The sequence below is a fragment of the Psychrobacter sp. HD31 genome (assembly GCF_051097895.1).
Classification (GTDB): Bacteria; Pseudomonadota; Gammaproteobacteria; order Pseudomonadales; family Moraxellaceae; genus Psychrobacter.
Genome location: NZ_CP142525.1, coordinates 74,910 through 88,005 on the forward strand (window position 1 = coordinate 74,910; position 13,096 = coordinate 88,005).

A 13,096-nucleotide genomic window follows, 5' to 3' on the forward strand; every position below is an offset into this window, starting at 1 on the left:
ACGTATCGTATAGGCATCTACAAAATTACTAAGCAACTACCAAACAACCGGGTCGATATCTAAAGTCAATCTTACGTATTTGGCAGTTGGTAAGTTTTTTACGGTTAACCACCAAGTATTAAGAACGGTATGTAATTGCTGACGGTTTTTGCTCAATAATAATAACTGTGATTGATAGCGGTTATTCTTTTTTTTCATTGCGGCATCAACAGGACCTAAGACAGTAAGTTGATGGTGTGCAGGCAATAAGCTTTTTGCCTCGTTTAGTACCGCAATAGTTTGTTGATGATTTTTTGCCTCACATCTAATAACGCCAGCAAACGCAAATGGTGGTAAGCCTAACATTTGTCGTTCATTGAGTAATGTTTGGGCAAATGGTTGATAGCCATTTTTTACCAGCTCTAATAATAAAGGATTGTCAGGTTGTAAAGTTTGTATCAGTACTTTGCCTGTTTTTTCCCCTCTACCTGCACGTCCTGCCACTTGCATAATTAGCTGAGCAGTCCGCTCTGGTGAGCGAAAGTCTGCCGATAAAAACCCTCTGTCAGCGGTTGGCATGACGACCAAGGTTACATTAGGGAAGTGGTGTCCCTTTGCAATCATCTGTGTGCCAACTAAAATGGCAGGTTCTCCAGTATTGATGGTTTGGTATATTTTTTGCCAGCTGCCCTTTTGTCTGGTTGTATCCCTATCTATTTGTATAATTGGATAGGTTTGTTTGGTGGTTTGTGGGTTAGCAAATAAGGCATGTAAGTTTTCTGTTAGTCGAGTCGTCCCCATACCTATAGCATCTAAATTATGGCTACCACATGTTGGGCAGCTTGTTGGGATGTAAGATTGCCAATCACAATGATGGCATTTTAAATAGCTCGGCTGTTGCGTGTTGAGTTGGCTTTGGTGCACGGTTAAGTGGTTATCACAGCGTGGGCAGTCTGCTTGCCAACCACAAGCATGACAGAGCAAAATAGGTGCATAGCCGCGGCGGTTGATAAAAACCAATACCTGTTCACCCGCTTGCAGATGCTTTCGCATTGCGTTAACAACTTCATTAGTTAAACCAGAATCAACCGCTTGCCCATTGGCTTGTTGAATGTAGGTTGTATTTTTATTGCAGGCATTTACTAAATAAAACTCGGGTGGCTTTGCTGCGCCAGCACGTTTAGAAAGTGCCAATTCGGTAAGTTTGCCATCTTGTACCAGTTTAATATGCTCTAGTGACGGTGTGGCCGTACCAAGTATGACAGGAATATTTTGTTGAAGCCCACGGTAAAGCGCCACATCTGCTGCGTGATAACGTAGCGTGTCTTGCTGTTTATAAGAAGCATCATGTGCTTCATCCACAATAATTAAACCAAGGTTTTTAAATGGATACAGCAGGGTAGAGCGCGTGCCAATAATAATTTGTGCTTGTCCATCTCGGCAATGTTGCCAACCTGCTAATCGTTCGCGATTGTTTAAACCAGAGTGTAATAGCAGTATGTTTGCCTCAAACCTGTTAGCAAATCTTGCCTGTGTTTGTGGTGTTAGCCCTATTTCTGGTACTAAAATCAATACCTGTTGGTTGTTTTTTAATACAGGTTGCATTGCCTGAAGGTAAACTTCTGTTTTACCGCTACCTGTCACGCCATTGAGTAAAAAACCCTGATAGCTAGTTTTGTTTTGCGCTTTTACAATGGTGGTTACTGCTAAGGATTGTTCATCATTTAGGCTTAATGGCGACTCGATGATTTTGGCTTGTTTAGGCTCAGCTGGCGTTTGTAAAAAGCGCTCAGCAATCTGTTTGTCTGCCAGTTTTTGCAGGTAAGCTTTGGTCAGGTTATGCTTATTGAGTTGTGTCTCATCAATGCCATTTTCTCCAAAAACACACAAACTCTTGTAATGCTCAATTTGTTTATAAGCACGAGCAGAGATTTGAGGTGGTGCTGTATTGTTTTTTGTTTGGCTTGACAAGATTTCTGGCAAAATGCGCCAATGCGGGCTGGCAACATGAATGGGTTTGCCTTCTCTAATCAAAGTTGGGAGCATGACCCCAATGACATCGCCTAAAGGATAGTGGTAATAGTTGGATAACCAGCTCGCTAGTTTGAGCCATTTTTCATCGACAATGGGGGTTTTATCGATGATAGTTGTAATGGTTTTTAGCTTATTATCAGGTATTTGGCAATCTTCTACATTAGTATATGCAATCACCAAGCCAACTAAAGTTTGTCGTCCAAAAGGCACTTGTACACGGCAACCAATTTTTGGCAATTGGATACCTGTAGGCACTTTATAATCAAAAGTTTTATACAAAGGGACGGGTAGGCTGGTGCTAACTAACATGTTAAGGTGTTTTTATTGGTCTTTTATCGGCATGAGTGATTTTTTGTACAATCTATTATATATGGCTTTTTATTAAGTTTGCTACTTTTAAGCCTTTGCACTAACTTGTGCAAAAAAAAGAGGACCATTTAAGTCCTCTTTTTATTTTGTAACTATTATTATGTAACTATAGATTTAGAAAATCTACCAATTCTAATTACGCTTCTGGTGCGAAGTAATCCAAATCAAATTCCATCATTGACTGGCTACCTGCTTTGACCATTTCTGCATGAGCATGAATGCGTGGCAATACTCGACCAACGTAATAGTCAGCTAGTTTGGCTTTATTGGCATAAAACTCGCCTTCTTGGCCATTTGCTGCCTCTACCATCATTGCAAACATATACGCATACGCCATGTAACCTGTCGCCGCTAAATAATCAACCGCACAACCATTGATTTCATCTTTATGTTCACTCAAATTAGCAAGCACTGATTTGGTGATTTCTTCGACGGTCTCTGTGGCTTTTAGAGTCGCTTCTTTAACCGCATGCTCCGCTGTCATATTGGCAATAAACTCACGGATTTCAGCGATAAAGTCTGCCATAAATGAGCCACCATTTTTAGCAACTTTTCGACCCAGCAGGTCAAGCGATTGAATGCCATTAGTTCCTTCATAAATTTGGGCAATACGAGTATCACGAACGATTTGTTCCATGCCCCATTCACGAATATAACCATGACCACCATAAACTTGTTGACAGTCGATGGTTGCTTCTAGAGCCTTGTCTGTTAAGAAAGCCTTAGTTACAGGAGTCAATAGAGCAACACGCTCAGACGCTGCTTTCTTAGCATCAGCATCTGTGCTGAACTTAGCAATGTCTAACTGACGAGCCACATACATAGCGAAACAACGAGAGGCTTCGGCATTTGTTTTCGCATTCAGTAGCATACGACGGATGTCAGCATGATGGATGAGTTGGTCAGCAGATTTGTCTGGGTTTTTAACGCCACTATCACTACGAGACTGTAGACGGTCATTCGCATAAACAAGGGCATTTTGATAGGCAAGCTCTGTGCCACCCAAGCCTTGTAAGCCCATGGTCAGACGCTCATAGTTCATCATAATGAACATTGAAGCCAAGCCTGTATTTTCTTCACCAATCATCCAGCCTTTGGCATTATCGAAGTTCATGACACAGGTTGCAGAGGCTTTGATGCCCATTTTATGTTCGATAGAACCAGCAGAAACCTTGTTTCGCTCACCTAGACTGCCATCATCATTGACTAGGAACTTTGGTACTAAAAATAGTGAAATACCACGAGAACCAGCTGGTGCATCTGGTGTCTTAGCAAGGACTAAGTGAATGATGTTTTCAGTTAGGTCGTGCTCACCACCTGTGATAAAGATTTTGGTACCTGTGATGTCATAACTGCCATCATCATTTGGTACTGCTTTGGTTTTGATAATACCAAGGTCAGTACCAGCGTGTGGTTCAGTCAGGCACATAGTACCCGACCAAGTGCCTTCATACATTTTTTCAAGATAGGTCTGTTTTTGTTCTTCTGAAGCAGACGCCAGCATTGAAAGGCTTGCACCAACGGTTAAGTTAGGATATAAAGAGAACGATTGGTTTGTACTGAACATCATTTCTTCAGCAAGCATGGTCACCATTTTAGGAAAACCTTGACCACCATATTCTGGGTCACCGCCAAGTCCAATCCAGCCACCTTCTGCGTACTGGTTGTAAGCTTCTTTAAAGCCAGCTGGCGTGCTCACCGCACCATTACCATCTTCACCGATGACATGCTTTGCACCTTCTTCATCGCCTTCACGATTAATAGGAAGCAAAACATTTTTTGATAGTTTTGCCATTTCTTCCAAAATCATGTTAACGGTATCCATATCAACATGTTCTAGTTTTTCATTGGCTTGCCATAGTTGTTCTGCTTTAAATACGTCATTAAGGATGAAACGCATGTCTTGTAGGGGAGCGTTATAAACTGCCATATAGGAGTCCTTTTTTGTTTAATTGATTGGATATAACAAAGAAATAATTGATATGGTTATGATAGCAAAAAATGCTTTTAAATGTGTACCAGCGTGTAACTAGTTGGTCATCATTTTTAGTTTTTTGGATGTTTTATTTTAAGTCTTAATTTTGGTTGCTTTTTATCATTTAGCTAATTTAACTAGGGTTGTAGTTTGTTTTAAAAATTTTTATATTTTTATATGTGTTATCCAGTTGATATAAAATACCAATTTTTTACATAAGGTCAGGTATTTGCTTAACAAAACCTTCCATTAATTCACAATAAAAAAGCGAGCTACAATTATGCAGCTCGCCTTTGGTTATTGATTTAAAGTCAATTAAAACTGAAACTGATCCACAGTCATGCTCATGTATGGTTCTACACCAGTGTCGATACGTTTTACATATGTTTCGGTACGTGGCAACAACTTAGTAAAGTAGAACTGTGCTGTTTTAATCTTCGCATCATAAAAATCACGTTCTGTGGTATCGCCAGCAAGCTCTGTTTGAGCGATTAATGCCATACGTGCCCATAGATAAGCAAGTGTTACATAACCACTAAAGTACATGTAATCAACCGCTGCAGCACCTACAGCATCAGCATCTTGCATTGCTTGCATACCAATGCGTGCGGTTAAGTCGCCCCATTGTTTGTTTAGCTTAGCAAGCGGACGGATGAATTGCCCCATCTCATCGTTATCTGCATTAGCAGCACAGAATTTATGAATAATTTTGCTAAAGTTTGCTAGCATTTTGCCTTGCGTGCCTAGTACTTTACGGCCTAGCAAGTCAAGAGACTGAATTTCAGTTGTTCCTTCGTATAAACAAGCAATACGCGTATCACGTACATTTTGTTCCATACCCCATTCTCTAACAAAGCCATGACCACCATATATCTGCACACCATGGTTAGCTGCTTCGTAACCAGTTTCGGTTAAAAATGCTTTAGCAATTGGTGTCAATAGAGATAACATGTCATCTGCTGCTTTTTTGTCTTCGCCTTTTTCTACAATATCAGCAAAAGTTGCAAGATAGTAAACCAAGGCACGACCGCCTTCAGCAAACGCTTTTGAGGTTAGTAGCATGTTACGTACAGCTGGATGAACAATAATTGGATCCGCTGCTTTTTCTGGTGCTTTAACGCCAGATAAACTACGCATTGCTAAACGATCTTTTGCGTAAGTTAAACCACCTTGGAAAGCATACTCTGCAGCGGTTAAACCCTGAACTGCAGTACCAATACGCGCAACGTTCATAAAGGTAAACATACAGTTTAGACCTTTATTTTTAGGTCCAATTAAAAAGCCTTTTGCTTTATCAAAGTTAAGAACAGCAGTAGCAGATGCTTTAATACCCATTTTGTGTTCAATAGAACCACATCTTACGCCATTACGGTCACCTAAGCTGCCGTCTGCATTTACATTTACTTTTGGTACAATAAATAGTGAAATACCTTTGGTACCTTTTGGTGCATCTGGTAGGCGTGCAAGTACGATATGAACAATGTTATCTGTCATATCATGCTCACCAGCAGAAATGAAGATTTTTTCACCCGTAATTTGGTATGAGCCATCTTCTTGTGGCTCCGCTTTAGTGCGGATTATACCAAGGTCAGAACCTGCATGAGACTCAGTTAGACACATAGTGCCAGACCACTCACCAGTTACCATTTTTTCAAGGAACAAGTCTTTTTGTTCGTCAGTACCGTGGTGCTCAACAGTTGCGATTGCACCATGTGACAAACCAGGGTACATAGATAATGACCAGTTTGCAGTACCCATGATTTCATTAATTGCTGTACCAACAGAAAATGGCAGACCTAAGCCACCGTATTTTTCATCAGCAGCAAGTGCAGCAAAGCCGAGTTCACAGTACTGCTTGTAGGCTTCTTTAAAGCCTTTTGGTGTTGTTACAACGCCATCGTTCCAAGTACAACCTTCTTCATCGCCAGAACGATTTAATGGTGCCATCTCGTTTTCGGCAAAGTTAGCAGCCATTTCTACTAGGCTATCAACTTGTTCGCGGTCAACAGCAGAATAAGCTGGTACTGTCTGATAATGTTTTTCTACTTGTAAAAGCTCGTGCAGTACAAACTGCATGTCGCGTATAGGGGCTTTGTATTCCATGGCAATCTTCCTTATTGATTGTGGTTTTCAGGTTATGTATCGCTGCTATGGTTTTTTGTTTTATATAGACAACATAAACTATATAGTAACATTTACAAAACAACGAACGTAATTTGGATTAACCTTACGTGATTGTAAGATAGTTTTTTATACTACTTTGTACAAGGCTTGAACAAGGACTCATTAGTCATTTTGGGGTGTTGATTTAGATATTAACTGTCAGATGAATCATTTAATTTAAATCTTGCCAAGCTTGTAATGTTGCTAATGCAACAACAGGCGCAGTTTCTGTCCGCATGACACGCTTACCAATTTGCCATGCCTGCCAACCTACAGCTTCTGCTGTAATAACTTCCTCTTCACTTAACCCGCCTTCAGAACCAATTAATAGCTGGATATAAGGGGTTTTGGATTTATCTTTCATTAGGCTAATTAAACCGCCAGGGATGGGCGGATTATCACCCTTTGGTACAGCAAGTAACAGCTTTATATCAGGGCGAATGTCAGCTGCCTGATTAATTCTTTTATAATTGTCTGATTCGGCAATCGTTTGCATATAATCGCACATCTCGGTTATTTGCGTTTCATCTTTTAACCAGTCGTTTATAGATATCGGAGCATAAATAATGGGTGGCGTGTTTAAGCCACATTGTTCACAGGCAGAAAGCGCCACTTGCTGCCAATGATTGAGTTTTTTGTCCACCTGAGCAGGCTTTAAACGTACCTCGCCATGGTGACTAGAAAGTAGCTGGATGGCAGTCACACCAAGTTCGGTCGCTTTTTGAATCGCATAATCCATGCGCTCGCCACGGCTCATTACCAACCCAATTTTGCTAATAAAATTTGCATTGTTATTAACAGGGTTGAATTTGACTATTTTTGCCAAGGCAGACTTTTTTTGTATTTGTGTTAATTCAACTTGATATTCTCCGCCTAAACCATCAAATAAAATACCATGATCACCCACTTTTGCACGTAGTACTCTACACCAATGATGGAAGGGTACTTCGGTAAGTGTAAACTCTGTTCCGACTGCTATTTGAGACAAAGGAGCAGCAGTTTCAGAGTTGTTAATGTCATAAAAAAAACGACGCATAGGGTTCTCATCTTGTTTTAAGTTTTTTAGGCTAGCTATTCATTTAACTAATAGTAGTTGTCTGGTTAATTAAGGTTAAATGAAATGGTGTCTGGATATCAATTTGATATAGGCTATTATTATACTTAAGATATGACGGATTTTCACCCAAGTTATTTTTGCCCAAACCGTAAAAAACGGTTGCTAAAATTAAGGTAAATGACGTTTTAAAAACAAATGTGAAAATTAGATAGCCAATATAATAGTAAAAAAAGCTTAGCGATGTAACCGTATAGATTATACATTGTTATGTAAACGACTAACATTAATATAACCACTTTAATAATATACAAAGGTATCGGTATGACAACAGATAAAGACGCTTTAGATATGTTTGAGATGATGGATAAGGCAGAAGAGCAAAGACTCGTAAATTATAATCACATCACTTATTTATTGTATTTGGTTAGTTATTTTACAGCGGGGTTGTTGTGGATTGTACCAATTATTTTAAACTATCTTAAACGAAATGATGCCAAAGGTACTTGGTTAGCCAGTCATTTTACTTGGCAGATTCATACCTTTTGGTACAGCATTATTGGTTGTGTTATCGGAATAGCCGTTATGTTTTTTTCTGCTGGCAGTCTAGGTATTAGTGCCTTTACCGAAAGCCAAAACTTGGCAGTGAGCTCATTTTTAATTTTTGGTATGGGTGCTTTGTTATTTTTGCTATCCATTTTGTGGCATTTATATCGTATTGTACGTGGTTGGATTGCGTTAACAAATCGTGAAGGTCTGTCTTAAATTAAAGTAATATAGCCCTTTGGTGATATTGTCTTTTTATTACAACTTTATGTCAATTATTTAATGATTGGTATGCTATAATCGACCAGTTACTTTGTTTGGATTAATTACAGGTATACCAGTTTATGTCATACTCGCTATTACGTCCTTTTCTATTTAGTATGGATCCTGAAAAAGCGCATGAGTTTACCCTAGAGCTTTTAGAAAAGGCACACAAAGCTAAGTTACTTGGTTTTGTTTATGCACAGCAGTCGTTGCCTGTTGAGTGCATGGGTATGGTATTTAATAACCCTGTCGGCTTGGCAGCAGGGTTGGATAAAAATGCTGATTATATTGATGCACTGGGCGAGCTGGGTTTTGGCTTTATCGAAGTTGGTACAGTCACCCCAAAACCACAAGAGGGTAATCAAAAACCAAGAATGTTTCGTCTAAAAGAAGCAAACGCCATTATTAATCGAATGGGCTTTAACAATAAAGGTGTTGACCACTTAATTCGCAATATGCGTAAATGCAAATATAAAGGCAACATTGGTATCAATATTGGCAAAAATGCCATCACTCCTGTAGAGCATGCTGCGGCTGATTATATTTATTGTCTAGAACGCGTCTATCCATATGCCTCTTATATCACTGTTAACATTTCTTCTCCAAACACAAAAAATTTGCGTGACCTGCAATCTGGTGACGCATTGCGCAAACTACTGTTTGAAATAAAATCTCGCCACTTGCAGTTGGCAGTAGACTATGGGTTTTATGTGCCGTTGGTGCTAAAAGTGGCACCAGATTTAGAGCCTGAGCAGATTGAATTCATTTGCCAACAACTACTAGATTTTGATATCGACGGTCTTATCACAACCAATACAACCATTAGCCGTATAGGGGTAGAAGATTTACCAAATGGTAATGAAGCAGGTGGTTTGTCTGGTCGTCCGGTTAGTCATATGAGTACAATGGTACTTGAACAGTTTACCGATATTTTAGAAGATAAAGTTGCTGTTATTGGTGTGGGTGGTATTGACAGTGGTGATAAAGCTGTCAAAAAACTGCAAGCAGGTGCAAGTTTGGTGCAGTTATATTCTGGTTTGATTTATAAAGGACCAAGCCTTGTGCAAGAGAGTATCCAAGCAATTGGTGGATATTACGATACATTAGAGTCTTAAACAAAGAGTTTTTATAGATGAATGAGTTAGGTGTTTTAGATCTTATATTGCTGGCCTTTATTTTACTTGGGCTATGGAAGGGGTTTAGTGCAGGGTTTATTAAATCGGTTGTTAGTTTACTTGGCTGGTTTATTGCACTGGTTGCAGGTACCAGGTTGGCAGAGGTTGTTGCGCCAAACTTACAAGGCTTTATTACAAGTGAAGTTTTACAGCTGGCCTTAGGCTTTTTGTTAGTGGTTTTTGTGGTTATTTGTGTGGTTTACTTACTTGGTAGTATTTTAACCAAATTGTTAAGCAGCCTACGATTGGGCTTTTTAGATAAAATGGCAGGTGGTATTTTAGGTGGTGCGAAAAACTTGTTAATTATTTTAGTGTTAATCAGTGCAACTGCACCTATGTTAATGAGTTCATCTTTTTGGCAATCATCTAAGTTGGCACCCGAGCTAATGCCTTATTCACCAATGGCAAAAACACTGGTACAAAAAGTGTTTGGTAAAGCTTGGCATCAAATTAACCAACCACAAGATTGATTTATTTATTATTGGCTTAAATTATTAATTTAAGCTTTATTTTTGCCATTTAGTCATCAAGAAAATAATGGCTAATGTGCAAAAAATGTTTGGGTTTTCTTTAATTTAATGGTGTTTTTTAATCGTAAATGATACGAGGTTTAATATGTGTGGAGTTGTTGGCATTGCTGCCCACCAGCCAGTTAATCAAATGTTGTATGACGCTTTAACAATGTTGCAACACAGAGGGCAAGATGCTGCGGGCATCGCAACCTTGCAAAATGGGCGTTTCTTTTTGCGTAAAGACAATGGTATGGTGCGTGATGTGTTTATGACACGTCATATGATGCGCTTGGTTGGTTCAATCGGTATTGGGCATGTGCGTTATCCAACCGCGGGTACTTCCAGCAGTGCAGAGGCACAACCTTTTTATTCAAATACCCCTTATGGTGTCATGCTTGCCCATAATGGTAATCTAACCAATGCCGATAAAGTAGCAAAACAACTTTATCAAGAAGATCGCCGTCACCTCAATACCGATTCAGATTCTGAAGTTTTGCTTAACGTTGTTGCTCATGAATTGATGGCCGTTAATAAAACACAGTTAAGTGCTGATGATATTTTTACTGCCGTTAGTGGCGTATATAAAAGAGTAGAAGGCGCCTACGGTGTGGTTGCGTTAATCACGGGGCATGGTTTATTGGCATTTCGAGATCCTAATGGCATTCGTCCACTGATTTATGGTAAGCGTGACCTTGCAGAAGGCAAAGTTGAATACATGGTTGCATCAGAGTCTGTTGCCCTAACAGGCGCAGGTTTTGAGATTATTGATAATGTCAAACCTGGTGAGGCAATTTTTATTGACCTTGATAATAATTTGCATAAAAAACAATGTACTGAAGCAAAAGAGTATACCCCTTGTATTTTTGAATATGTTTATTTTGCTCGTCCTGATTCAATTATGGACAATATTTCTGTTTACAAATCTCGTTTGAGAATGGGTGAAACATTAGCAAGTAAGATTGAAACAGAATGGGGTAAGCAGCATGATATTGACGTGGTAATCCCGATTCCTGATACTTCACGTACTTCTGCATTAGAGCTAGCAATGGCGCTAAATGTTAAATACCGTGAAGGGTTTACTAAAAACCGTTATATTGGTCGCACCTTTATTATGCCAGGTCAACAACAACGTAAAAAATCGGTTCGTCAAAAATTAAGTGCGGTACCGTTAGAGTTTAAAGATAAAAATGTATTGTTAGTTGATGACTCTATTGTACGTGGTACCACATGCCAAGAAATCATTCAGATGGCGCGTGATGCCGGCGCAAAAAAGGTATTTTTTGCCAGTGCTGCGCCACCTGTGACTTACCCTAACGTTTATGGGATTGATATGCCAGCACGTACAGAATTAATTGCATCAGGGCATACAGTAGAAGAAGTCAGAGGCATCATTGGTGCTGACCGTTTGATTTTTCAAGATTTAAGTGATTTGATCGAAGCGGTTCAAGACACGAAACATAGCCGTGTAGAAGGGTTTGATTGTGCTGTATTTAATGGTAAATACATTACAGGTAATATTGATGAAGCCTATTTAGATAATCTTCAGCAGCAACGCAATGATATTGCTAAGTCTGGCAACAAAAATAAGGGTATAGAAAATACCGGTGATGCACCCGTTGACATGACGGGTATTGAAGACTAGTTTAAGATTTTATATTTAAAAATATCATCCTTTAATGAAAGAAATTTTTATCAAAGTTTTGTTTAGTGTAATAATTTTTTTCAATTTGAATTTAACGTCCTTATTCATAAGGACGTTTTTTTTGGATTAATAATTTAAAAAAACTAAAAATAAAAAGATTAAATTATATATGTTTATCTTGATTTTTATAGTTATTTCTATTTTCAAAACTTTACTTCAAGTGTGCTTATAATTTTACTGAAGTTCATCTATAATATTAGAATTCCAATAACTTCAAGTCCTTGTAACAAAAAAGTAACAGAAGTGTCATAAATGGTAGTGGAATATAGAGTTGGAAAGGGTATATTGGATTTGTTATTTTATTTTTTAGAGTTTTTAATGGTTTTATGAATTAATATTAGATTGGAGAGTGATTATGGATGTGACAAAATCAATATTGGCAATAGCAATATCAACGATAGCCCTTACTGGCTGTATCAACCAAGGGATTATTGACAAAGAGAACTTAAAAGCAGTAGACCATGCAGTATGGCATAAACATGCAGATGTAGACCCAATAGATATTATCAACAAAGCAGCGCCAGAAGGGGATGCCAGTCTAGTATTTATTCGTCGCATGGACGATGACCCTGAACAAACCGGTGCGAACATCTCAATTAACGACCGCTATCAAGTTAGCCTACATCCAAACAACTACACGCAAGTTAACTCATGTGCAGGCATCAATAACATCAGTGCAGAAGTAACAGGGCTAAAAACCAACGACCTACTACTAGACGCTCAGAAATTTGTACTAGCACCTGACAGCATCAACTTTTTTTATGTTGACGTAGATGGAGAGACAGGTGCCAGCGAAATTACCCAAATAGACGAAGTAACCGCGAAAGAAATTTTAGAAGGCAAAACTTACCAAACCCATCAAGTAACTCGCGTTGTACCAAACTGTCCAGCAGCTAAACCAGAACCAGTCAAGCCACCAGTATTAGAAAAAGAAGTAAGAATAGAATTAGAAGTACTGTTTGATACAGATAAATCAATCATTAAACCAGCATTTATTCATGAAGTAGAAGAAGTAGCTGAATTCATGAAGGTTTATACCAACACTACTGCCCTTATCGAAGGGCATACAGATAGTCGTGCCAGTGATGCATATAACCAGAAGCTATCACAACGCCGTGCAAATGCCGTGAAAAATATGTTAATTAACCGATATGGCATAGAGGCATCTAGATTACAAGCGGTTGGTTTTGGTGAAAGTAGACCAAGAGCGACAAACAAAACTAAAGAAGGCATGCAGCTTAACCGTCGTACCATAGCCGTTATTAATGAGCGTGTACGTATCGACGAAAATGGCAATCAAATACTGGACTAATTAAACATATA

At 38.9% G+C, this 13,096-nt stretch carries 9 protein-coding genes; 5 read left to right on the plus strand and 4 right to left on the minus strand.

Translation table 11 applies throughout. The features are described 5' to 3' along the window. Positions 1-36 precede the first annotated feature (36 nt). The 4 genes from VH441_RS00345 to VH441_RS00360 all read right to left on the minus strand — a co-directional run bounded on the left by VH441_RS00345 (position 37) and on the right by VH441_RS00360 (position 7,556). Positions 37-2,322 (minus strand): primosomal protein N', encoded by a 2,286-nt coding sequence (locus tag VH441_RS00345; RefSeq protein WP_434353513.1) that lies wholly within the window; start codon positions 2,320-2,322, stop codon positions 37-39. 196 nt (positions 2,323-2,518) lie between these two features. Next, positions 2,519-4,312 carry an acyl-CoA dehydrogenase C-terminal domain-containing protein gene (locus VH441_RS00350; protein ID WP_434353514.1) on the minus strand — a complete coding sequence of 598 codons (1,794 nt, stop codon included), beginning with the start codon at positions 4,310-4,312 and terminating at the stop codon, positions 2,519-2,521. 360 nt (positions 4,313-4,672) lie between these two features. After that, positions 4,673-6,460 (minus strand): acyl-CoA dehydrogenase C-terminal domain-containing protein, encoded by a 1,788-nt coding sequence (locus tag VH441_RS00355; protein WP_434353515.1) that lies wholly within the window; start codon positions 6,458-6,460, stop codon positions 4,673-4,675. Positions 6,461-6,692: 232 nt separating this feature from the next. Further along, complete coding sequence (locus VH441_RS00360; RefSeq protein WP_434353516.1) at positions 6,693-7,556, minus strand: 16S rRNA (uracil(1498)-N(3))-methyltransferase; 864 nt, start codon at positions 7,554-7,556, stop codon at positions 6,693-6,695. A gap of 342 nt (positions 7,557-7,898) precedes the next feature. Here VH441_RS00360 and VH441_RS00365 point away from each other — a divergent pair, with 342 nt between their 5' ends. From VH441_RS00365 to VH441_RS00385, 5 genes are all read left to right on the plus strand, one after another. Further along, positions 7,899-8,339, plus strand: a complete 441-nt coding sequence (locus VH441_RS00365) for a DUF4870 family protein (protein ID WP_434353517.1) — start codon at positions 7,899-7,901, stop codon at positions 8,337-8,339. 125 nt (positions 8,340-8,464) lie between these two features. Then, entirely contained in the window at positions 8,465-9,499 is a 1,035-nt protein-coding gene (locus VH441_RS00370; RefSeq protein ID WP_434353518.1) for a quinone-dependent dihydroorotate dehydrogenase, read from the plus strand. 17 nt (positions 9,500-9,516) lie between these two features. Further along, positions 9,517-10,029 (plus strand): CvpA family protein, encoded by a 513-nt coding sequence (locus tag VH441_RS00375; RefSeq protein WP_434353519.1) that lies wholly within the window; start codon positions 9,517-9,519, stop codon positions 10,027-10,029. 145 nt (positions 10,030-10,174) lie between these two features. Continuing rightward, positions 10,175-11,713: an amidophosphoribosyltransferase gene (purF, locus tag VH441_RS00380; RefSeq protein ID WP_434353520.1), complete on the plus strand. Its 1,539-nt coding sequence runs from the start codon at positions 10,175-10,177 to the stop codon at positions 11,711-11,713. Positions 11,714-12,128: 415 nt separating this feature from the next. Then, the gene (locus tag VH441_RS00385) at positions 12,129-13,085 is read left to right on the plus strand and encodes an OmpA family protein (protein ID WP_434353521.1); all 957 of its coding nucleotides are present in this window, start codon (positions 12,129-12,131) and stop codon (positions 13,083-13,085) included. The last annotated feature ends 11 nt before the right edge of the window (positions 13,086-13,096 follow it).